Consider the following 22,121-nt stretch of genomic DNA (forward strand, 5'->3'; position numbering starts at 1 on the left):
CCGCGCCAACGCCCGCGCCAACGCCCGCGCCAACGCCTGCGCCGACTCCTGCGCCAACTCCTGCACCGACGCCTGCACCGACGCCTGCACCGACGCCTGCACCGACGCCTGCACCGACGCCTGCGCCAACGCCCGCGCCGACGCCTGCGCCGACTCCCGCACCGACGCCTGCGCCCACGCCTGCGCCCACGCCTGCACCGACGCCCGCACCAACGCCCGCACCAACGCCCGCACCAACGCCCGCACCAACGCCCGCACCAACGGCACCGCCGGCCGCAGCTCCGGTCGCAACACCGTCGTTGCCTGTCACGGCAGCCCCAGCGACGCAGGCGGACGACAGCGCCGGCGCGCAGCCGCGCTTCGTCTCGCTGCTCGTGCGCGACCTCGAGAACTCACTTCTTGCCAGGACGCCGCTCAAGACCGACACGGTGGCCTTCGACAAACCCGCGACGCCGGCCGACCTGCAATGCTCCGTTGCGCAGAACGCGGCGCCCGCAACCACTCGCGCGTCCGCATCACAAGCCGCGAGCGTGGGCAGCGGGGCCGCCACGCAGCTGATGGGAGGTGCGCGCGCCGCGGTGCTGCTGCCGCCGCCGTCGGACGCCGCACCGATCACTTTCGAGGACCCCAACAGCTGCCCGGCCGGCCGCGCCGCGGACGGCACCTGCGAACGCCCGCGCTAGGCAGGCCACAATCGGCGCGTGCTGCGCCTCCTCCTCGCCTTTTCCTGGCCCGAGCTGCGCCACCACCCGTGGCGCAACGCGGCCGCGGTGCTGGCGGTCATGCTCGGCGTCGCGCTTGCGTTCGCGGTGCAGCTGATCAACGCCTCGGCGCTCGGCGAGTTCTCCAGCGCGATGCGCTCCATCAACGGCGAGCCCGACGTGGAACTGCGCGCCGTGCAGGGCGGCTTCGACGAAGCGCTGTACGGCAAGGTCGGGACCGACCGCGCGGTCGCGGTCGCAAGCCCCGTGCTCGAAGTGCAGACCTTCGCGGCCGGCGAAGCGAAGCAGCGCGTCGCCTTGCGCGTGCTGGGCATCGACGCACTGTCGGTGACGAGCATCGCGCCCGGGCTGATGCCCACGCCCGCCAGCGGCAGCGACCGCTTCGAGCTGTTCGCGCCCGGGGCCGTCTACCTCAACGCGTCCGCCCGGCAGCAACTCGGCTCAGGCACGATCGAGTTGCAGGCCGGTATGTCGATGAAGCGTGTGCGCGTCGCGGGCGCGGTCGCGGCCGGCGGCGGGCCGCTCGCGGTGATGGACATCGGCGCGGCGCAGGAGCTGTTCGGCCGCATCGGCGAACTCACGCGCATCGACGTGCGGCTGCAGCCCGGCGTGCAGCGGGAGGACTTCATCAGGTCGCTCGCCCTGCCCGCGAACGTGCAGGCTGCGCAGCCCGGCGATGCTGCGGCGCGCGTCGGCGAGCTCTCGCGCGCGTACCGCGTGAACCTCACGGTGCTCGCGCTCGTCGCGCTGTTCACCGGGGCCTTCCTCGTTTTCTCGGTGCTTGCACTCGCGGTCGCGCGGCGCGCGCCGCAGTTCGCGCTGCTCGGCGTGCTCGGGCTCACGGCGCGCCAGCGCAGGCAGCTCGTGCTGGCCGAGTCGCTGCTGCTCGGTGCGTTCGGCAGCGTGCTGGGCATTGCGCTCGGCACCGGGCTGGCCGCGCTCGCGCTGCGTGTGCTCGGCGGCGACCTCGGCGGGGGCTACTTCCCCGGTGTTGCCCCGCAACTGCAGTTCAGCGCGGTTGCTGCCTTCGTGTACGGCAGCCTCGGCATGGCGGCCGCGGCCGCCGGGGGCTGGTGGCCGGCGCGCGCGGCAGCGCGGCTTCCGCTTGCGCAGACGCTGAAGGGCCTTGGCACCGCGAGCACGCACACGCCCCGCCGCGCGTGGAGCCTGCTGCTCGTGGCCGCCGCGGCCGCATTCGCTTTCATGCCACCCGTCGCCGGGCTTCCGCTGGCCGCCTACCTCTCGATCGGCCTGTTGCTGGTCGGCGGCATCACGGCCCTGCCCTCCGCCGTGGGCTTGCTGTACGACCGCGTCGCGCCGCGCGTGGCGCATCGCGCCTTGCCGCTGCTCGCGGTGGAGCGGGCGCGCCGCGTGCGCGAGAGCGCGGCCATCGCGGTGAGCGGTGTGGTGGCGGCGCTCAGCCTCGCCGTTGCGTTGACCGTGATGGTGGCGAGCTTTCGCGAGTCGATGATCCGCTGGCTCGACGTGCTGCTGCCCGCGGACCTCTACGCGCGTACGGCGGTGTCGGCGGGTGCGGCGGAGGCGGTGTTCTTCACGCCGGCGTTCCTGGAGGGCGTGAAGCAGGTGCCCGGCGTGGAGCGTGTGCAGGTGCAGAGGATGCGCTCGCTGCAGCTCGCGGCCGAGCGGCCTGCGGTGACGCTGCTGGTGCGCGAAGTGGGCAAGGCGGACGAGACGCTGCCGATGGTGGAAAGCACCCGATCGTCAGCCGCCGCTTCAGGTGTGCCCGTGTGGGTGAGCGAGGCCGTCGTCGACCTTTATGGTGCCAAAGTCGGTGAGCCGCTGCACGCACTGGAACGCGCTTTCGGCGGCGCGAAGTTCGTCGTCGCGGGCATCTGGCGCGACTACGTGCGGCAGACCGGCGCCATCGTGATCGACCGCGCCGACTACGTGAAGCTCACCGGCGACGCGCGCGCGAACGAGCTGCACCTGTGGCTCACGCCCGGCGCCGATGCCTCCGACGTGCAGCAACGCATCCGCGCGCTCGCACCCGACGTGCCGGGGCTCGAGTTCGCATCGGCGTCGCAGTTGCGCGCCGTCTCGCTGCGCATCTTCGACCGCAGCTTCGCGGTGACGTACTGGCTGCAGGCGGTGGCCATCGGCATCGGCCTCTTCGGCGTGGCGGCGAGCTTCTCGGCGCAGGTGCTGGCGCGGCGCAAGGAGTTCGGGTTGCTCGCGCACCTCGGGCTCACGCGCAGGCAGGTCCTGGCCGTCGTCGCCGGCGAAGGCGCGGCGTGGACGGTGATCGGCTCCGCCGCGGGCCTGGTGCTCGGCCTGGCCGTGTCGGTGGTACTGGTGCACGTGGTCAACCCACAGAGCTTCCATTGGACGATGGACATGCAGGTGCCATGGGTGCGGCTGACCTTGCTGTGCGTGGCCGTTGTCGCCGCCGGCACGTTCACGGCGTGGGTCGCGGGGCGAGCTGCCGCGAGCCGTGACGCCGTGCTCGCGGTGAAGGAGGACTGGTGATGCTGCGCCGCCGAGAGTGGCTCGCCGCCCTGCCCGCAACACTGGCGGCGCATCCCGCGCGCGCCCTGCCACACGCGCGACTCGCCTTTCCCCGCGACCACGGCTCGCACCCGGACCATCGCACCGAGTGGTGGTACATCACCGGCCATGCAAGCGCAGGCACGCGCGAGTTCGGTTTCCAGGTGACCTTCTTCCGCTCGCGCGTGGATGCGACGCAAGCCATGCAGTCACGCTTCGCGGCGAAGCAACTCGTGTTCGCGCACGCGGCTGTCACGGACGTGCAAGGCAAGCGCCTGCTGCACGACCAGCGCATCGCCCGCCAGGGCTTCGGCATCGCCGAAGCCGCGCAAGGCGATGCGCAGCTGCAGTTGCGTGACTGGAGCCTGCACCGCGCGCCGGACGGCAGCTGGCAGGCCCGCATCCCCGCGGGCGAGTTCACGCTCGACCTGCGCTTCGAGCCCACGCAGCCCGTGCTGCTGCAAGGCGCGCAGGGCCTCTCACGCAAGGGCCCCGAGGAGAAACAGGCGAGCTACTACTACAGCCAGCCGCAACTGCGTGCGACGGGCCGGCTCGCGGTGCAAGGTACATCGATGGACGTCCAGGGACGCGCGTGGCTGGACCACGAGTGGAGCGAAGAGCTGCTGCACCCCGAAGCCGCGGGCTGGGACTGGATCGGCATGAACCTGGACGACGGCGGCGCGCTCACCGCTTTCCGGTTGCGGCGCAAGGACGGCACGGCCTTGTGGGACGGCGGCAGCTTCCGCGCGGCGAACGGCTCGACCTATATCGCAAGCCGGGGGGAGACGGAATTCAGCCCGCAACGGCGCTGGACGAGCCCCTTGTCGAAGGCGACTTATCCGGTGGAATGGATGGTGAGGACGCCGGCCGACTTCTATACGGTGCGCGCCGTCGTCGACAACCAGGAGCTGGACAGCCGCCCGAGCACGGGCGCGATCTACTGGGAAGGCCTCGCGGACCTGCTGGACAGCAAGGGCCGTCGCGTGGGGCGCGGCTACCTGGAGATGACGGGCTATGCGCAGCCGCTGCGGATCTAGCGAACCTAGTGGGACGACATCAGCGTCCACAGGCCGATCACGAGGCAGCCCACGGCGATCGCATAGAGGATCTTGCTGACCAGCGCGTTCGGCACGTCCTGCGGCCGGCGCGAGAAGAAGAGCCCCGCCGCGGCGGCGAGGACGGCGAAGAGGATGGGAAAGAGGCTGGTGGGAATGGAGCTCATCGAAAAAACCTCCCGGAGGCAAACCGATGGGTTCAGTCTGCCCCCGGGAGCGCCCGAGGGGGGTGGGCCTTGATCCACCTGCCGCGTAAGCCTTGCGCTACACGGCCGGCATCAAAGGCGCGCCACGCCCGGCAGGATGGCCACGAGCTTGCCGTTGACGTACAGCGCGCCTTCGGGGGCGCCTGCCTCGTTGTGCAGCGCGTGGAACTCGACGCTGGCGAGCGTCTCGTCGGTTTCGAGGGCTGCCGCATGGGCTGCGGCACGAGCGGCGGCGATGCGGGCGAGGCCCTCGCCGGCGGCGCGCAGCACTGCGGCAGCCAGGAAGAGCAGCGTGGCGCTGAAGGGACGGGCCAGATCGGGAGCGGCCCAGCTCAGGGTCTTGGTCATCGATTTCTCCAGTAAAAACAAAACGGCCCGGGGACCAATGCCGCCGGGCCGCCTTGCCACGCTGCGCGAATTGCTAACAGGGTGGCACGGCGGACCCGCTTGCGCGGTTGGACTTCATCAGGGACAGCGAAATGGACATGGAAGCGGTGAGGGTTGATCGGAGGGTGTCGCCGCACAGTGAAACTGACCGGCTTGCGCAAATGATAAACAACTCTTTATCTTGCGCAAGCGGTATTTATCTGTACCGTTTCGCCGATGCGACAGCCGGCCTTGCCGGTGCGGATCAGCGCTTGCGCTTGAGGGGTGCCACGTCACGCTGGGATCGTGCCCAGAGGTTGTGGCTGTCTTCGTCAGGAGACTTCGGCTTGGGGGCGGCAGGGGCCGGCGTGGCGGAAGGCGTGACCAGCACTTCGCCCAGCAGGTCGAGCAATCGCGTTCGCGCGCGCTCGGGGTGGCGGCGGTAATAGGTGAGCACCAGCCCGACGATGAAGCGCTCGTCGTCGTCCTGCGGCTGCGGGCTGCTGGGTTGTGCGGCGTTCGCGGCTGTCACTGCTGCCGCAGCTTGCGCTGCCACTGCGCGCCCGCTCGCGCCGCCGCTGCCGTGCTCGATGTCCATCCACCCCGGCGGCTTGTGGCACTGCTGCTCGAACTGGCGTGCCAGGCGCTCGCCGATCAAACGCGAGCGGCTCTTGATCTGGCTCCAGTAGGAGGGCTGGACCTGCAGGCGCTCCGCGAAGCGCCTTTCCAGGCCGCGCAGTGTGGCGGCGTCGGGGTCCTTGACAGTGTTGCGAACGAACTCGTCGAACAGCGCGAGTGCGTTGTCCAGGCGAATCAGCGCCACGTCGCGTGGGGCGGGAGGCATGGACGCCTATGATAAAGCTTCGTTGAGCTGGGGGGCAATGTAGCTCGCGAAGAGGAGGAGAGAGAGCTGTCCGGGTTTGATGCATATGATATGCATACGTACTAAATGCCCGAGCGACGTCATGCAATACCACATCGATGGCTTCCGGCCCGGCGACCCCGACTGGCACCCTGCGGCGCCGGGCATCCGCCGCGAAGGCGACCCGCTGCCGCAGACGGTCGACGTCCTGATCGCCGGCTCGGGGCCGGCCGGGCTCTGCCTCGCAGCGCAACTGGCGCGCATCCCGCAAATCCGCACCATGCTGGTCGAGCCCAAGCTCGCGCCGATGGAAAAGGGCCAGGCGGACGGCATCAGCGTGCGGTCGATGGAGATGTTCCAGGCCTTCGGCTTCGGCGAGAAAGTCGCGCGCGAGTCCGTCTGGATCAACGAGACCACCTTCTGGGCGCCTGGCGCGAACGTGCCGCTGGCGCGCGCCGCGCGCGTGCAGGACGTGCCCGACGGCATCTCCGAAATGCCGCACGTGCTGATCAACCAGGCGCGCGTGCACGACATGTTCCTGGACGTCATGCGCCGTTCGCAAACGCGCCTCGTCCCGGACTATGGACTGAAGGTCACCGGGCTGCAGGTCGACAACTCGGCCGCCGAATATCCGGTCACGGTCTCGCTGGAACACACCGCGCCCGGGCGGCAAGGCGAAACCGCCACCGTGCGTGCCAACTATGTCATCGGCTGCGACGGCGCCCGCTCGAGCGTGCGCGCGGCCATCGGCGGTGCGCTGCACGGCGACGCCGCCCACCAGGCCTGGGGCGTCATCGACATCCTGGCCGTCACGGACTTTCCGGACTGGCGCATGAAGTCGTTCGTGCGCTCGCAGGGCGACGGCATCCTGATGGTCCTGCCGCGCGAGGGCGGACACCTCGTGCGGCTGTACGTGGAACTCGACGCGCTCGGCGAGCACGAGCGCGCGGCGGACCGCGGGATGGGCCCCGCCGACATCATCGCCAAGGCGCAGCGGATCCTGCGGCCCTTCCAGCTGGACGTGAAGGAAGTGGTGTGGTGGTCGATCTACGAGATCGGCCACCGCCTGACCGACAAGTTCGACGATGTTCCCGAGCACGAGGTGGCCGCACGCACGCCGCGCGTGATGTTGGCGGGCGACGCATGCCACACCCACAGCCCCAAGGCCGGGCAGGGCATGAACGTCTCGATGGGCGATACGTTCAACCTCGGCTGGAAGCTCATCTCGGTGCTCACCGGCCGGGCCGATGCGTCGCTGCTGCACACCTACTCGGGCGAACGTCGCGCCGCGGCGAAGGCCCTGGTGGAGTTCGACCACAAGTGGGCGCGCGTCGTCGGCGGGCACGCCGAGGAGGATGCGGCGGCAGGCCTGCCTCGCGTCGCGCGCGAATTCATCAACAACCTGCCGTTCACCTGCGGGCTGACCGTCCAGTACGAACCAGGCCGCCTCACAGGGCAGGCCGCGCACCAGCACTTGGCCACTGGATTCGACATCGGCAAGCGTTTCCACTCCGCGCCGGTCGTGAGGCTCGCCGATGCGAAGCCGATGCACCTGGGCCACTGCATCGAGGCCGACGCGCGCTTTCGCCTGTTCATCTTCGCGCCGGCGTCCGACCGCGGCACGTCCGGCGGCCCGGTCAGCGCCCTGTGCTCCTGGCTCGAACACGATGCGGGCTCCCCACTGCGCCGCCACACCGCGCCGGGCGAGGACATCGATCGCGTGATCGACACGCGCGCCGTGTTCCAGCAGGGCTTTCGGGACCTGGATTACAGCGCCATGCCGGCGCTCCTTCGGCCTCGCGTCGGCCGCCTCGGCCTTTGCGACTACGAAAAAGTGTTCTGCAGCGACAGGAAGAGCGGGCAGGACATCTTCGAGATGCGCGGCATCGACCGCGCTCGCGGCTGCCTGGTCGTGGTACGCCCGGACCAGTACGTCGGACACGTTCTGCCGCTCGACGCCCGCGCGGAACTCGCCGCGTACTTTGCGGGCATCCTTCGCGATCGGTCGATGCGCGCCCACGCCCATGCCCATGCCATGGGAACAGGTGCGCCTGGCGCATAATTGGCCGCAGCGGGGCCCACGGCAGACGCCCCGCCGCCAAGAGGCTCACCGCCTCCAAGTTCTGCTTCTGTATGGGCGACGCCCATGAAGGAGCCTGACCTTGCAAACCTCTCCCATCGCATTGCTCTACCCCGGCGACCGCGCGGCACGCGACAGGTCCGATCCTGCGCAGAGCCGCTTCGCCGATCTCTTCGACGCTTTCGCGGCAGCAGGCACGCCCGCGATGCCGGCCATCTGGCACGACGACTTCGCCGGTGAAGTGGAAGCGCAGTTGCAGGCGGCGCGGGTCGTGCTCGTCTGGTGCAACCCAATCGAAGGCGGGCGACGCCGCGATGCCCTCGACGCGATGCTGCGGCGGCTCTCGGCGCGCGGTGTCGTCGTGAGCTCGCATCCGGATGCCATCCTGAAGCTCGGTACCAAGGACGTGCTGTACGACACGCGCGAGCTGCCCTTCGGCAGCGACGTGCAGCGCGTCGACTGCCTCTCGCAGCTCGAAGCGGAGTTGCCGCAGCGGCTGGCGCGCGGGCCGCGCGTGCTCAAGCAGTACCGCGGGCAAAGCGGCAACGGCGTGTGGCGCGTCGAAGCCGTGGACCCCTCGTCCCCGTGGACGAAGCTGCGCGTGCGGCATGCGCAACGCGGGGCCGTCGAGGAGACGATCACACCCGCTGCGTTGCGCGGCACGCTGGCGCCCTACTTCGAGCGCGAAAGCGGCGGCCACATGATCGACCAGGCCTGGCAAACGCGCCTGCCCGAGGGCATGGTGCGCGCGTACCTCGTGGGCGATCGCGTAGCGGGCTTCGGTGTCCAGGCCGTCAACGCGCTCTACCCTGCAACGAACGGCGATGCGCCTCAGCCCGGGCCGCGGCTGTACCACGGGCCCGAACTCGCGCCGTACCGGGGCCTTCGCCGCAAACTGGAAACAGAGTGGATCGAGATGCTCCGCTCGTGCGTCGGCCTGCCGCGCGAGCAACTTCCGCTGCTATGGGACTGCGACTTCCTGCTCGGCGAGCGCCGCGATGGCGAGGACGAGCGCTACGTGCTGTGCGAGATCAACGTGAGCAGCGTGGCGCCCTTCCCGCCGTCGGCGATCGCGCCGCTCGTGGCGGCAGCGCAGGCGTGCGTGGAGCGCTAGCGTCTCACTTCGCCATCGGCATCGCGAACATCTCCGCGATCGATTCGCCCTCGCGGATCTTGCGCAACCAGCCCTCTTCCTTCAGGAGGTGGGCCTGCGCGGCCGCGAGCACTTCGCCGGCACGCTCGAGCGGCACCACCACCACGCCATCCGCATCACCGAGGACGATGTCGCCCGGACGCACGGGCACGCCCGCCACCGACGACGTGCCATCGAGCACGCCGCCGAAGCCGTGGTGCGGCCCGCGCGGAACGATGGAGCGGCAGTAGATCGGGAACCCGAGCCGGCGCACGTCGGCCACGTCGCGGATCGCGCCGTCGATGACCGCGCCGCCCAGCTTGCGCTGCAGGGCCTCGGCCGTCATCACGCCGCCCCACACCGCGGTGTCGGTGACGCCGCCTGCATCGACGACCACGACCTCGCCTTCGCGGGCGGAGCCGATCAGCGCGCAGATGGGCCCGCAGTCGCCGACCATGGTGGTCACCGTGCGCGCCTGTCCGCAGAGGGCGTCCGCGCCGACGGGCTTGATGGCGGAGCTCATCACCTGCGTGCGGTTCATGCAGTCCGACGCAACCGCGGGCGGGATCTTGCGCCACTGCTGCAGTTCGTCCGCGCCCAGCCGGCGAAAGCTCGCCTCGATCTGTTCCAAAGCCATGGCTAACCTCTTTCCTTTACTTGTCCCAGCCGGGGTTGACGTTGTTGCGCAGCCGCCCGCCCTGCAGGTACTCCAGCAGGATCTCGGCGGAAAAGGTGCGCATGTCGGTGTAGCCCGCGGCCGAATAGAACGCCGCGTGCGGCGAGAGAACCAGCCGGCCCGCGAGCCAGGGTTCGTTGTTGCGCCACGCGTCGATCAGCGGCGACTTCGGGTCGGGCGGCTCCTGGGGCAGCACGTCGAGGCCGGCGGCGTCGATGTGGCCGTCGCGCAGCGCGTCGTGCAGCGCATCGACATCCACCAGACCACCGCGCGCAATGTTCAGGAAGATGCTGCCGCGCTTCATCTTGCGGAACTGCTGCGCGCCCATCATGCGGCGCGTCTCGTCGTTCAGCGGCACGTGCAAGCTCACGATGTCGGCGCGGGCGAGCACCTCGTCGAGCGTGCGCACGCGCTCGATACCGAGGCCGAGTTCGTGGCCTTCGGGCAGGTAGGGGTCGACGTAGAGCACCTTCAGGTCGAACGCCGCGGCGCGGCGCGCGACAGCGGTGCCGATGCGGCCCATGCCCACCGCGCCGAAGGTCAGGCCGCGCAGGCGCCGCACCACCGGCACGTTCTCCGCGACGAAGCCGCCAACCGGGTCGGCCTTCATGCGCGCTTCATAAGAGCCGAGGCCACGCACCAAATGCAGCAGCATCGCCAGCGCGTGGTCGGCCACTTCGGTCGTGCCGTAGTTCGGCACGTTCGACAACGGGATGCCGCGCTCGCGGCACGCGGCGCCGTCGACGTTGTCGAAGCCGACACCCACGCGCACGATCAGGCGGCACTTGTCCAGCTTGGCGACCACGTCCGACGTGATCTTCATGCGGTGCCACACGAGCACTGCGTCGCAGCTGCGCCAGACCGTGTCCGGGATGGCGGCGGGGTCGGTCTCGTCGTAGACGAGGTAGTCGACCTTGTCGCCCGTGATGCCGCGCTCGATGTCGAGGTCGCGCAAGTGGGCGTCGGGGACGAGGACTTGAAATCGCTTCATGGGTCAAAGAACCTTGTCGAGGAAATCCTTCAGGCGCGGATCGCGCGGCTGCTTGAAGAAGGTGTCGGCCGGCCCCTCTTCCACGATCACGCCCTTGTCGGTGAAGAACACGCGATCGGCCACCTCCTGCGCGAAGCGCATCTCGTGGGTGACGAGGATGCAGGTCATGCCCTCCTGCGCGAGATCGCGGATCACGCCCAGCACTTCGCTCACCATCTCGGGGTCGAGGGCGGCCGTGACCTCGTCGAACAGGATCACGCGCGGGCGCATCGCCAGCGCCCGCGCGATGGCGACGCGCTGCTGCTGCCCGCCCGAGAGCTGGCCCGGGTACGCGCTTTCCTTGCCGGTGAGCCGCACCTTCGCCAGCAGCGCATGCGCGCGCTCGGTCACCTCGGCCGGGTTCTCGCCCAGCACCTGGATCGGCGCCATGGTGAGGTTCTGCAGCACGGTGCGGTGCGGGAACAGGTTGTACTGCTGGAACACCATCGCCACCTCGTGGCGCAGCGGCACGAGCTCGCGATCGGTCTTGAGGCTTTCCACGGCGATGTCGTCCACGCGGATGCTGCCGCCGTCGATGCGCGTGAGGCCATTGATGCAGCGCAGGATGGTGGACTTGCCGGAACCCGAGGGCCCGATGATGCAGACCACGCTGCCGTCGTCCACGCTGAACGACACGCCACGCAGCACTTCCACATTGCCGAAGGACTTGCGCACGCCCTGCAGTTCCACGAGCGGCCGGTTGGTGGGTTGGTTCATGTCGGCACGGCTCCCACGCGGCGCTCCAGCACGCGGCTGGCGATGGCGATCGGGAAAGCGAAAAGGAAGAAGAGCAGCAGCACGAAGAGGTAGATCGCCGTGGCCAGGTGCGCGCCGTCGCTGCCGATCACGGTGCGCGCGACGGACAGCACGTCGGCCGTGCCGGTGACCACGACCAGGCTGGTGCCGATGAACAGCATCGCGTAGATGGTCATGAGGTTGGGGGTCATGAGCGGGATGGCCTGCGGCACGACGATGTAGCGCAGGATCTGCAGCGGCCGGTAGCCGAGCGAGCGAGCGGACTCCCATTGGCCGGTGGGGATGGCCTGGACGCCGCCGCGGAACACCTCCGCGATGTTGGCGGTCACGGGCAGCGCCAGCCCGAAGATCGCCTTGACCGTCGGCGAGAGTTCGACCAGTTTGCCGAAGACGCTGATCTCGAACGGCAGCAGGTAGAGCATCGCGTACAGCACCACGAGCCAGGGCGAATTGCGCAGCGCGTTCATCACGATCTCGGCCGGCACGCGCACGAACGCCGTCTCGGCGATGAGGCAGATGCCCAGCGCCACGCCCGCGACCATGGCGATGGCCATCGACCAGAAGCTGATGATGATGTTGACCGCGAAGCCGCCGCTGTAGCTGCCCGCCGCGGCCGTGCCGGTGAGCAGCATCGGCGCCCGCGCGCCGAGCTGGCCGATGACGCGGCCGGTCTCCGCGCCGTACACGCTGAGCACGATGGCGGCGAGCACCAACGGCACGCCGATGATGCCGAGCAGGAAGGCCTTGGTCTCCGCCTTCATGCGGCCCTCACCCCGTAGCCCGGCATGCGGAACGCCCGGTCGATGCGGTGCATGACGAACACCGCGAAGCTCGCGAGCCCGACGTACAGCACCCATATCAGCAGCATCACCTCGAGGTTGCGGAAGGACTCCACCGAGATGCGCGTGGCCGCGAACATGATGTCCATCACGGCCACCAGCGACGCCTGCGACGAGGTCTTGATCAGGCTCACCACGTTGTTGGTCATCGCGGACGTGGCCAGCCTGAGGCCGATGGGCAGCTCCACGTAGCGGAAGACCTGGAAGCGCGTGTAGCCGAGCGAACGCGCGCCCTCCACGGTCTGCGAGGGCACGCCGAAAAGGCCCGAGCGCACGATCTCCACGGCGATGGCGCCGTTGTAGAGCCCGAGCGACAGCACCACGCACACGAACCCGGAGAACAGCGGCACCTTGCGCCCCGTGGTCGCATCCACGAACTGGAAGCCGATCTCCGACAACATGAAGTACAGGAAGAAAAGCTGCACCAGCGGCGGCGTGTTGCGCAGCAGCTCCACGAGCACCGTCACCAGCGTCTGCAGCACCGGCACGCGGAAGTGCAGGCAGAACGCGCCCGCGATGCCGATCGCCAGCATCAGCACGATGCCCAGCAGGCTCATGGCCACCGTGATGCCGAAGCCCTTGATCAGCAGCCCCTGGTACAGGCTGTCGCCCAGCCAGCTGAAGTCCAGGTTCATGCGTGCATCTCGATGCGCTCGATGTCGCGCGCTTGCGTGATGCCCAGCAGCGCCATCGTGATGTCGACTTCGCGTGCGAGGATGGCGATGGCTTCGGACACGCCCGCCTCGCCCGCGACTGCCGCAGCCAGCAGCATCGGGCGGCCGACGAAGACGAACTGCGCGCCGGCCTTCAGCGCCTTCAGCACGTCGGCGCCGCGGCGGATGCCGCCGTCGACCATCAACGTGAGCGAGAGGTCGCGCTGTGCGATGCGCTCCAGCGCGTCGAGCGCGCCGGCGGCGCAATCGAGCTGCCGCCCGCCGTGGTTGGAGACGATGATGCCGTCGACGCCCATCGCATCGGCCGTGACCGCATCCTCGGCCGCCATCACGCCCTTGACGACGAGGCGGCCCTTCCAGCGTTTGCGCACGGCTTCGAGGTGGCTCCACGAGAGCGCATCGCGTCGCCCGATGTCGCGAACGAGGGTGCGCGAGAACACGGGCGGGCCCTGCTTCGCGTCCATGTTTTCGAAGTGCAGCCGCGTGCCGGCGAGGCCGTCCTTCAGCAGGACGCGCCACAGCCATGCCGGTCGAGAGATTGCCTGCCATGCCAGCGCGGGGCCCACGCGTACCGGTGAGCGAAAGCCGTATCGCGCCGCGCGTTCGTGCTTCGGATGCACGGCCGTATCCGCGGTGACAACCAACGTGTCGAAGCCCGCCGCCTCCACACGATCCAGCAGCGCCTCGATGCGATGCGCCTCGCCGGGAATGTAGGCCTGGAACCACGACGTGCCGCCGCCACGCCGCTTCACGTCTTCCATCGGCGTCAGTGAGGCGCCGCTCAGGATGAAGGGGATGCCGGCACGTGCGGCAGCCGATGCCAGCGCCACGTCGCCGTCAGGCGCCATCAAGCGGCTGAAGCCCATGGGCGCGATGCCGAAAGGCACCGGATGCTGCACACCGAAGAGCGTGGTGGTGGCCGTCCTCGCCGTCACGTCGGTCATCACGCGAGGGAAGAAGGACCGCCCGGCGTACGCACGCATGTTGCGGTCATGCGCCGCGCCGTCTTCCGACGCCCCGCAAACATAGTGGTAGAGAGCCGCCGGCAGCACGCGCTTCGCGGCGTGCTCCAGCTCACCGAGGCCCAGCTCCGGGTCGAGCGCGAGCCGCCGCGCGGCGGGGGCGACTTCGCGGGCGTACATCGCCTCGCCCGCCGCCGTCCCCGCTACCCCCGTCACTGCGCCTTCTTCGCGTCGGCGGCGCGCTTCTGCACGTATTCGCTCGTGCCGAGGTTGTACTTGACCTCGCCCGTCGTCATCAGGCCCGCGGCCTCGGCCTTCAGGATGGCGTTGTCCACGGCCTTCAGGAACGCCGGCTCGCCCTTGCGCACGCCGCCCGCGATGGGCACGTACTCGAACGCCTGCAGCGCGATCTTGTACTTCTCCTTCCAGCCCGGCTCCGTCACCTTCATGTTCAGGTTGGGGCCGTCATAGGCGATCGCGTCGCAGCGGCCGCCCTGGAAGGCGCTGTAGATCTCCGCCGTGCCGTTGAACAGCAGCAGCTCGGCGCCCATCTTCTCGGTGAGCTGGCGGTTGTACAGGTTGCCCTGGCTGCCGCAGATCTTCTTGCCGCGGATGTCGTCCCAGCTCTTGTACGTGGCTTCCTTGGGCGCGAGCAGCACCATGCCGGCCATCGAATAGTATTTCTCGGTGAAGTCGATCACCTTGCCGCGGTCGGCGGTGACGCCCAGCGTCGCGAAGATCACGTCGATGCGGCCCGCGTTGAGGAACTCGATGCGGTTGCTCGCAACGACCGGCACGAACTCCACCGCGTCCTCGGAGCCGAACAGGCTCTTGGCGACCGCGCGCGCGATGTCGACTTCGAAACCCACGTTCTTGCCGCTCGCATCGAGGTAGCCGAACGGGATGTAGTCGTTGCGGATGCCGGCGATCAGCTTGCCGCGCTGCTTGACGCGGTCGAGCTGGTCCGCGTGGGCGCCCGCTGCACAGGCCAGCCCCAGGACGAGAACGCCGGCCGTGCCGGCAAGGCGTGAAAGAGCACTACGCATTGGATACCTCATTTGCCCGAACAAGCCTTGGAACCCCCGTGGCCCCATAAGCGCCCGTGGAGCCCATGGTAGCTTTGGCGTTCGCCGCCATCCAATCAATAATCGGGCCTGCAGGATAAGTGGAACTTATGGCCCAGACCAACGCCCGGCAGATCGAAGCCTTCCAGGCCGTGATGGCCACGGGAAGCGTCACGCGCGCGAGCGAACGGCTCAACGTCACGCAGCCCGCGGTGAGCCAGTTGATCGCGCAGTTCGAGCGGCAGTGCGGCTTTCGCCTCTTCGAGCGGCACGGCGGCAAGCTCGCGCCCACGCGCGAGGCGCATGCGCTCTACGCGGAGGTCGAGCGCATGTTCCTCGGCGTGCGGCAGATCATGCGCGTGGCAGCGGCGCTGCGCGACCACTCGTGGGGCGTGGTTTCGATCGCGGCGTTTCCCGCGATCGCCAGGCGTGTGATCCCGGACATCATCTGGAGCTTCTGCGAGAACAAACCGGACACGCGCTTTCGCATCGAGAGCATGCGCTCGCGCGGGCTGATCGACGCGGTGGCGACGCAGCAGGTGGACATCGGGCTGAGCGTGCTGCCGGGGGACCGGCCGGAGGTGGAGAGCACGCGCATCCACCGGTTGCGCGGGCTGTGCATCCTGCCCGCGACACACCGGCTTCGCAAGGCCAAGGCCGTGCGGCCTGAAGACCTGGCGGGCGAGGAGTTCATCTCGCTCGGGCCGCAGGACCATTCTCGCTTCATGATCGATCGCATCTTCGACGAGCGCAAGATCGAGCGGCGCATCCGCATCGAGGTCGGCCAGTCGGAAACCGCGTTCACCTTCGTGGGCGCGGGTGCGGGGGTGGCGGTGGTGGACCCGATCAGCGTCTACAACAACAGCGACGAGCGCATCGTCGCGCGGCCGTTCGAGCCGGCGGTGGAGTTCGACGTGTGGCTGATCCGGCCGCGGGCCTCGCACGCGTCCAACCTCGTCGAAGGCTTCGTGGCGCATGCCATGAAGCAGCTGGACGATCTTGCGAAGGTGTTCGAGGCGTCAGCGCGCGTTCGATGACAGCGCCACTCGGGCGGCGGCAAGGTCCCAGGCGGCACTGCCGACCGTTTTGAGCACGACCGGACGCGCCCGGTCGCGCGTTTCCAGCGCGGAGGCCAGCGGCTTCACGCGCGCCCAGTCCACCTTCGCCTGCAGCAGGTCGCCGGCTTCATGGCGCGCGCCCACCGGGTCGTCCACGTAGATGTCGCTGCCTTCGAGCGTGCGCGGTCCGATCTCCGCCATCTCGGGCGTGAAGGCGCCGACACCGATGACGAGGCGGTCCTTCGATGCAGGCTCGTCGTAGACGGGCTTGCGGCTGCTGGTGAGCGCAATCACCACCTGCACATCGTCGGGGATGCGCGACGGGCAAGGCTCGATAGACGCATGCACGCTGCGGTTCGCATCGCAGAACTTGCGCTCGGCCTCGGGGCTGGTGCCTTTCACCAGCACACGGCATTGCGGGTAGAGCTCCGCGAGCCCGGCGAGGTGGAAGGCGGCCTGCGTGCCGGTGCCGACCAGCAGCACCTTGGCCACATTCGCGGGCGCGAACGTCCGCATACCGAGCAGCGACACACCCGCTGTGCGACGGCCCGTGAGCACGGGCCCATCGAGAAAGCAAAGCGGCTGCCCCGTGCGCGCATCGCATACCGTCACCACGCCCAGGATCGTCGGCAAGCCCTGCGCCGCATTCGCGGGCTGAACGTTCACGAGCTTGTGGATGCTGATGTCCGCCGCGCTCGCCGGCATGCTCAGCGAGATGCCGCTGCCCGCCAGCGGCACGCCGATGCGCGCGGGGCAGTGGATGGTGCCGGCAAGGTATTCGCGCGATGCAAGCGCCAGCGCGTCGACGACCGCGGCAAAGCCGATGCGCGCCGCCGTGGCCTGCGCGTCGTGGAAGGTGGGGGTGTGGGCCATGGCGTGGGCTTCGTTCGGTCGGCGGATTATGGCTTCGCGCTGCGCGCTTCGCGGCGGATCCAGTCGCGGAACGCACCCAGCGGCGGGTAGTTGTCGCGGCGCAGCGGCCACGCGAGGTGGTAGTCGTGCGCGCTTTGCATCGGCTTGTCCACCGGCACGACGAGGTCGCCGCGCGCGAGCTCGCCTTCGATGAGGAAGCGCGGCAGCAGCGCGACGCCCAGCCCCGCGATCGCGGCCTGCGCGGCGACGGCGAACTGGTCCACCAGCATGCCGTGCACCTCGTCGAACGCCACGCCCGCCGCACGCAGCCATTGCTCCCACGCGTCGGGGCGGCTCACGAGGTGCATCAGCGGCGCGCGCAGGAAGTCGGGCGCGCGGCGCAGCTTGTAGCGGCTGCGCAGCTGCGGGCTGCAGGCGGGCACCACCACTTCCTTCATCAGGAATTCCAGCTTGGCGCCGGGCCACTCCGCCGGGCCGAAATGGATGGCGGCGTCGATGGGCTCGGCATTGAAGTCGAAAGGCGCGAGCCGCGTCGTGAGGTTGATCGTGATGCCCGGATGCGCCGCCAGGAAGTCCGGCAGCCGCGGCGCCAGCCAGCGCGTGCCGAAGGTGGGCAGGATGGCGAGGTTGAGCGTGCCGCCTTTCGGGTTGGCCTTGAAGCCGAGCGTGGCGCTGGCGATCTGCTCCAGCGCGCGCCGGATTTCGTGCGCGTAGGCTTCACCCGCGGCGGAAAGCCGCACCGTCTGCCGCTCGCGCACGAACAGTTCGGCGCCGAGCAGTTCCTCGAGGCTGCGGATCTGCCGGCTGACCGCGCTTTGCGTCAGGCTCAGCTCGGCCGCCGCCGCCGTGAAGCTTTGCAGGCGCGAAGCCGACTCGAAAGCCGCCAGCACGGACATCGGGGGCAGGAAGCGCCGGGGCAGCACGGCCATGAGGTCATTCTGCAATGGAATGAAGTTGGGAGGGATTATCGTTTGCCGGGCGGGCTTCTCCCTCGCAGAATCGAGCCTTGCCGCCCAACCGCGATGCCGCCACGACATGAACGATGACCGCTTGACCCACGGCCTCTGGGAGGCTTCGGCGCCGCCTGCGCCGCCGGCGCAGCCGCTGGCCGAGGGCGTGGAAGCCGACGTCGCGATCATCGGCTGCGGCTTCACGGGCGCGTCGGCGGCGCTGCACCTGGCAAGCGGCGGTGCGAGCGTGGTGGTGCTGGAAGCGCAGGAGATCGGCTTCGGCGCGTCGGGTCGCAACGTCGGCCTCGTCAATGCAGGGATGTGGGTGATGCCCTCCGTGCTGTTGAACGAGCTGGGCCCGGTCATGGGCCCGCGATTGCTCGACCTGCTGGGCAACGGGCCTTCCGCCGTGTTCGAGCTTGTCGAGAAACACCGCATCGAATGCGAAGCCCTGCACAATGGCACGCTGCATTGCGCGGTCGGCCGTGCCGGCGTGCAAGAAGTGCACGAACGAGCCCGCCAGTGGAAAGAGCGCGGCGCGCCGGTGGAAGTCCTCGATGCCGAACGCACGGCGCAGTTCACCGGCACGCGCGCCTACGGCGCCGCGTTGCTCGACCACCGGGCCGGCACGGTGCAGCCCCTGGCTTACGTGCGCGGGCTCTCGGCCGCTGCACTGCATGCGGGCGCGCGCATCCACACGCGCACGCCGGTTGTCGCCGCGCAGCGCATCGGCGACTCGTGGCAACTCTCGACACGAAGCGGAGCAACCGTGCGCGCCAAGTGGGTCATCGTCGCGACCGACGCGTACACCGGCGCACAGGGCCTTTGGCCCGGCATCCGCAACGAGCAGGTGTTCCTGCCCTATTTCAACCTCGCGACCGCGCCGCTTCCACCGGACCTCGCCGTGACGATCCTCCCGCAGCGCCAGGGCGCATGGGACACGCGGCAAGTGCTCTCGTCGTTCCGCTTCGACGCCGCCGGCCGCTTCATCTTCGGCAGCGTCGGCGCGCTGCGCGGCGCCGGCCGCGCCATCCACCCCGGCTGGGCGCGCCGCGCGATGGCGAAACTCTTCCCTCAGCTCAGGGGCGTGCCCTTCGAGCACGAGTGGTACGGCACAATCGGCATGACCAGCGACGCGTTGCCGCGTTTCCACGAACTCGACCGCAACGTGGTGTCGTTCAGCGGGTTCAACGGGCGGGGCATCGCACCGGGCACGGTGCTCGGGCGCGAGCTGGCGCGGCTGGTGCTGGGCGAGGTCCGGCGCGAAGACCTGCCGCTGCCCGCCACGCCCGTCGCACCCGCGCCGCTTCGCACCGCAAGGACGCTAGGCTACGAGCTGGGCGCCCAGGCTTTCCATCTTGTCGACGCACGCTTATGAACACGACCGCCAACCTCACCCCCTCCCTCCTCGACCAGTTCGGCATTGCGGCCGCAGCCCGCGGCGGCTCGCTGCGCGTCGCCAGCCCCGTCGACGGCGCCGAGCTCGCGCAGGTGCGCACGCACTCCGCCGCGGATGCCAAGGCCATCATCGGCAATGCGCAACAAGCCTTCCTCGCCTGGCGCGCCGTGCCCGCGCCGCGCCGCGGCGAGCTCATCCGCCTGCTGGGCGACGAGCTGCGCGCCGAGAAGCAGGCCCTCGGCCAGCTCGTCTCCATCGAGACCGGCAAGATCCTCTCCGAAGGCCTCGGCGAAGTGCAGGAGATGATCGACATCTGCGACTTCGCGCTCGGCCTCTCGCGGCAGCTCTATGGCCTGACGATCGCGTCGGAGCGCCCCGGCCACCGCATGATGGAGACGTGGCATCCGCTGGGCGTGGTGGGCGTGATCAGCGCGTTCAACTTCCCGGTGGCGGTGTGGGCGTGGAACTTCGCGCTGGCGATCGTCTGCGGCAACGCCGTCGTGTGGAAGCCGTCCGAGAAGACGCCGCTGAGCGCCCTCGCCTGCCAGGCGATCTTCGAGAAGGCGGCGGCGCGCTTCGGCGGCGCGCCGGCGAACCTCTCGCAAGTGGTCATCGGCGACCACACGGTCGGCGAGGCGCTCGTGGACGATGAACGCGTCGCCCTCGTTTCCGCAACCGGCAGCACTCGGATGGGCCGCGAAGTGGCGCCGCGCGTTGCACGCCGTTTCGGCCGCTCGCTGCTGGAGCTGGGGGGCAACAACGCGGTGATCGTTGCACCCACGGCCGACCTCGACCTCGCCGTGCGCGGCATCGCGTTCGCGGCGGCCGGCACCTGCGGCCAGCGTTGCACGACGACGCGCCGGCTCATCGTGCACGAGAGCGTGAAGGAGGCGCTGGTCTCGCGCCTGAAGAAGGCCTACGCCGCGCTGCCGGTGGGCAACCCGCTGGAGAGCGGCGTGCTCGTGGGCCCGCTGATCGACGGCCGCAGCTTCGAAGCGATGCAATCGGCGCTGCGCAAGGCGCGCGAGGACGGCGGCACCGTCACCGGCGGCGAACGCCTCCTGCAGGACAAGTTCCCCTCCGCGTATTACGTGCGACCCGCGATCGTCGAGATGCCCTCGCAGACCGCGGTGGTGTGCGCCGAGACGTTCGCGCCGATCCTCTACGTACTCACGTACTCCGACTTCGCCGATGCCATCCGCCTGCAGAACGACGTGCCGCAGGGCCTGTCGTCCTCGATCTTCAGCAACGACGTGCGCGAGACCGAGCTCTTCCTCTCGGCCGCGGGCTCGGACTGCGGCATCGCCAACGTGAACATCGGCACCTCCGGCGCCGAGATCGGCGGCGCGTTCGGCGGCGAGAAGGAAACCGGTGGCGGGCGCGAGTCCGGCTCCGACGCGTGGCGCAACTACATGCGCCGCGCCACCAACACCATCAACTACTCGCGCGAGCTGCCGCTGGCGCAGGGCGTTCGGTTCGACGTGTGAGGCCGGCCATCTTCCCCACCGTCCTGAGCCCCGACTCCAGCTGCGCTGCCGTCGGGTGGCCGTAGTTCACGCGCACGTGGTGCGTGAAGCGCCCGCCGCCGGAGAACAACGGCCCGGGCGCGAGGCTGATGCCGTGCGACAGCGCGAGGCCATGCAGCGCGAAAGCGTCCACCTCGCGCGGCAGCTCGACCCAGAGGAAGTAACCACCGTCAGGCGTCGTCACCCGCGTGCCGGCCGGGAAGTGCTTCGTGATCGCGCGCACGGCCAGCGCCTGCTGCGCCGCCAGGGTCGCGCGTAACTGGCGAAGGTGGCGGTCGAACGCGCCGCGCAGCAGGAACTCGAGCACCGCGACCTGCGAAGGCACGGCGACCGAGATGGTCCCCATCAGCTTGAGCCGTTCCACCTCGCGCACGAACCGCCCCGCGGCCACCCAGCCCACGCGATAGCCGGGCGCGAGCGACTTGGAGAACGAGCTGCAATGCATCACCCAGCCTTCGCGGTCGAACGACTTGGCAGGCAGCGGGCGCCGCACGCCGAAGTACAGCTCGGCGTAGACGTCGTCCTCGATCAAGGGCACGCGATGGCGCGCGAGCAACTCCACGAGCGCCTTGCGGTTGTCCGCCGGCATCGACGCCCCCGTCGGGTTCTGCAGGTTGGGCATGAACCAGCAGGCCTTGATCGCCTGCCGCTGCAGCGCGGCCGCCAGCGAGTCGAGCTGCACGCCATCGCGCGGATGGGTGGCGATCTCCACAGCCTTCAGCCCGAGCCGCTCCAGCGCCTGCAAACACCCATAGAACGCGGGTGACTCGATGGCCACCGCATCGCCCGGCTTCGTGACGGCCTGCAGGCACAGGTTGAGCGCTTCCATGGCACCGCTGGTCAGCACGATCTCGTCCGCGCTCGCGAGCGTGCCATGGGCCACGTAGCGCAGCGCCAGCTGGCGGCGCAACTCGTCGTTGCCGGGCGTGAGGTCGCGCAACATGCGGGCGGGCTCCAGCCTGCGCATGCCGGCGCCCATGCCGCGCGCAAGACGCTCGAGCGGGAACAGCGCCGGGTTGGGGAACGCGGAGCCGAGCGGGATGACGTCATGGTCGCGCACGGAGCCGAGCACTTCCATCACAAGGTCGTGGATGGCCACGGGGCGCGGCGATGTCGCGGGCTTCGAGATGGCCGGCTGCGGCGCGGCAGCGCTGCGTTGCCGGGCGAAGTAGCCCGCACGCGGCCGCGCCTCCACCACGCCGCGCGACTCGAGCAGCGCGTAGGCCTCGAACACGGTCGAGGGGCTCACGCCGCGGCTGGCCACGAGCTCGCGCACGGACGGCAGCCGCTCGCCGGGCCGGAAGGTGCCCTCCGAAATCGACGCTTCGAGCTCGCGCGCCAGCAGTTCGTATTTCTTGTCCACGGGTTCAGCTGGTATGCATGGAT

20 protein-coding genes and 1 pseudogene are annotated in these 22,121 nt (G+C 69.6%); 8 read left to right on the forward strand and 13 right to left on the reverse strand.

Annotated features, from left to right (window positions below):
- The 3 genes and pseudogenes from H8R02_RS22385 to H8R02_RS22395 all read left to right on the forward strand — a co-directional run.
- A pseudogene (locus tag H8R02_RS22385) lies at positions 1 to 683 on the forward strand (hypothetical protein); the annotation flags it as partial.
- 18 nt (positions 684 to 701) lie between these two features.
- Positions 702 to 3,209 carry an FtsX-like permease family protein gene (locus H8R02_RS22390; protein ID WP_354004961.1) on the forward strand — a complete coding sequence of 836 codons (2,508 nt, stop codon included), beginning with the start codon at positions 702 to 704 and terminating at the stop codon, positions 3,207 to 3,209.
- Positions 3,209 to 4,264, forward strand: coding sequence for a lipocalin-like domain-containing protein (locus H8R02_RS22395; protein WP_187083729.1), 1,056 nt, complete (start codon positions 3,209 to 3,211; stop codon positions 4,262 to 4,264). Before H8R02_RS22390 ends, H8R02_RS22395 begins: the two co-directional genes overlap by 1 nt.
- Positions 4,265 to 4,269: 5 nt before the next feature.
- On the opposite strand, the gene H8R02_RS22400 is transcribed toward H8R02_RS22395, so the two are convergent.
- The 3 genes from H8R02_RS22400 to H8R02_RS22410 form a co-directional block, all read right to left on the reverse strand.
- Positions 4,270 to 4,449 carry a hypothetical protein gene (locus H8R02_RS22400; RefSeq protein ID WP_187083730.1) on the reverse strand — a complete coding sequence of 60 codons (180 nt, stop codon included), beginning with the start codon at positions 4,447 to 4,449 and terminating at the stop codon, positions 4,270 to 4,272.
- 111 nt (positions 4,450 to 4,560) lie between these two features.
- The gene (locus tag H8R02_RS22405) at positions 4,561 to 4,836 is read right to left on the reverse strand and encodes a hypothetical protein (RefSeq protein ID WP_255429499.1); all 276 of its coding nucleotides are present in this window, start codon (positions 4,834 to 4,836) and stop codon (positions 4,561 to 4,563) included.
- A 283-nt stretch (positions 4,837 to 5,119) separates the two neighbouring features.
- The gene (locus tag H8R02_RS22410) at positions 5,120 to 5,698 is read right to left on the reverse strand and encodes a hypothetical protein (protein ID WP_187083731.1); all 579 of its coding nucleotides are present in this window, start codon (positions 5,696 to 5,698) and stop codon (positions 5,120 to 5,122) included.
- 121 nt (positions 5,699 to 5,819) lie between these two features.
- Here H8R02_RS22410 and H8R02_RS22415 point away from each other — a divergent pair, with 121 nt between their 5' ends.
- Positions 5,820 to 7,778, forward strand: a complete 1,959-nt coding sequence (locus H8R02_RS22415; protein ID WP_187083732.1) for an FAD-dependent monooxygenase — start codon at positions 5,820 to 5,822, stop codon at positions 7,776 to 7,778.
- A gap of 100 nt (positions 7,779 to 7,878) precedes the next feature.
- Positions 7,879 to 8,910 carry a Cj0069 family protein gene (locus H8R02_RS22420; protein WP_255429500.1) on the forward strand — a complete coding sequence of 344 codons (1,032 nt, stop codon included), beginning with the start codon at positions 7,879 to 7,881 and terminating at the stop codon, positions 8,908 to 8,910.
- Between the two features lie 4 nt (positions 8,911 to 8,914).
- On the opposite strand, the gene H8R02_RS22425 is transcribed toward H8R02_RS22420, so the two are convergent.
- From H8R02_RS22425 to H8R02_RS22455, 7 genes are read right to left on the reverse strand one after another with little or no spacing between them, the layout of a single operon-like run.
- Positions 8,915 to 9,565, reverse strand: a complete 651-nt coding sequence (locus H8R02_RS22425; protein ID WP_187083733.1) for an RraA family protein — start codon at positions 9,563 to 9,565, stop codon at positions 8,915 to 8,917.
- 16 nt (positions 9,566 to 9,581) lie between these two features.
- Positions 9,582 to 10,595, reverse strand: coding sequence for a C-terminal binding protein (locus H8R02_RS22430; RefSeq protein WP_187083734.1), 1,014 nt, complete (start codon positions 10,593 to 10,595; stop codon positions 9,582 to 9,584).
- A 3-nt stretch (positions 10,596 to 10,598) separates the two neighbouring features.
- On the reverse strand, positions 10,599 to 11,351 hold the full coding sequence (locus H8R02_RS22435; protein ID WP_187083735.1) for an amino acid ABC transporter ATP-binding protein: 753 nt from the start codon (positions 11,349 to 11,351) through the stop codon (positions 10,599 to 10,601).
- On the reverse strand, positions 11,348 to 12,151 hold the full coding sequence (locus H8R02_RS22440) for an ABC transporter permease subunit (protein ID WP_187083736.1): 804 nt from the start codon (positions 12,149 to 12,151) through the stop codon (positions 11,348 to 11,350). The genes H8R02_RS22435 and H8R02_RS22440 overlap by 4 nt, the downstream gene beginning before the upstream one ends.
- Positions 12,148 to 12,864 (reverse strand): amino acid ABC transporter permease, encoded by a 717-nt coding sequence (locus tag H8R02_RS22445; protein ID WP_187083737.1) that lies wholly within the window; start codon positions 12,862 to 12,864, stop codon positions 12,148 to 12,150. Before H8R02_RS22445 ends, H8R02_RS22440 begins: the two co-directional genes overlap by 4 nt.
- On the reverse strand, positions 12,861 to 14,081 hold the full coding sequence (locus tag H8R02_RS22450; protein ID WP_354004962.1) for an alpha-hydroxy acid oxidase: 1,221 nt from the start codon (positions 14,079 to 14,081) through the stop codon (positions 12,861 to 12,863). Before H8R02_RS22450 ends, H8R02_RS22445 begins: the two co-directional genes overlap by 4 nt.
- Positions 14,078 to 14,911, reverse strand: a complete 834-nt coding sequence (locus tag H8R02_RS22455; protein WP_187083738.1) for a transporter substrate-binding domain-containing protein — start codon at positions 14,909 to 14,911, stop codon at positions 14,078 to 14,080. Before H8R02_RS22455 ends, H8R02_RS22450 begins: the two co-directional genes overlap by 4 nt.
- Before the next feature lie 128 nt (positions 14,912 to 15,039).
- Between H8R02_RS22455 and H8R02_RS22460 the strand changes: the two genes are divergently transcribed.
- Entirely contained in the window at positions 15,040 to 15,966 is a 927-nt protein-coding gene (locus tag H8R02_RS22460; protein ID WP_187083739.1) for a LysR substrate-binding domain-containing protein, read from the forward strand.
- Here H8R02_RS22460 and lhpI read toward each other — a convergent pair.
- Positions 15,949 to 16,860: a bifunctional Delta(1)-pyrroline-2-carboxylate/Delta(1)-piperideine-2-carboxylate reductase gene (gene lhpI, locus H8R02_RS22465; RefSeq protein ID WP_187083740.1), complete on the reverse strand. Its 912-nt coding sequence runs from the start codon at positions 16,858 to 16,860 to the stop codon at positions 15,949 to 15,951. The two genes, H8R02_RS22460 and lhpI, sit on opposite strands and share 18 nt — an antisense overlap.
- A gap of 26 nt (positions 16,861 to 16,886) precedes the next feature.
- On the reverse strand, positions 16,887 to 17,789 hold the full coding sequence (locus H8R02_RS22470; RefSeq protein ID WP_255429501.1) for a LysR substrate-binding domain-containing protein: 903 nt from the start codon (positions 17,787 to 17,789) through the stop codon (positions 16,887 to 16,889).
- 121 nt (positions 17,790 to 17,910) lie between these two features.
- Here H8R02_RS22470 and H8R02_RS22475 point away from each other — a divergent pair, with 121 nt between their 5' ends.
- A complete protein-coding gene (locus H8R02_RS22475; RefSeq protein ID WP_255429502.1) occupies positions 17,911 to 19,188 on the forward strand; it encodes an NAD(P)/FAD-dependent oxidoreductase in 1,278 nt (425 codons plus the stop codon).
- Positions 19,185 to 20,696: an L-piperidine-6-carboxylate dehydrogenase gene (gene amaB, locus H8R02_RS22480; RefSeq protein WP_187083742.1), complete on the forward strand. Its 1,512-nt coding sequence runs from the start codon at positions 19,185 to 19,187 to the stop codon at positions 20,694 to 20,696. The genes H8R02_RS22475 and amaB overlap by 4 nt, the downstream gene beginning before the upstream one ends.
- Here the strand turns inward: amaB and H8R02_RS22485 are convergent.
- The gene (locus H8R02_RS22485) at positions 20,644 to 22,098 is read right to left on the reverse strand and encodes an aminotransferase-like domain-containing protein (protein ID WP_354004963.1); all 1,455 of its coding nucleotides are present in this window, start codon (positions 22,096 to 22,098) and stop codon (positions 20,644 to 20,646) included. The genes amaB and H8R02_RS22485 overlap by 53 nt on opposite strands.
- Between the last annotated feature and the right edge of the window lie 23 nt (positions 22,099 to 22,121).

Origin of the sequence: Ramlibacter albus (assembly GCF_014297445.1) — a bacterium.
In the GTDB taxonomy this organism is placed as follows: Bacteria; Pseudomonadota; Gammaproteobacteria; order Burkholderiales; family Burkholderiaceae_C; genus Ramlibacter; species Ramlibacter albus.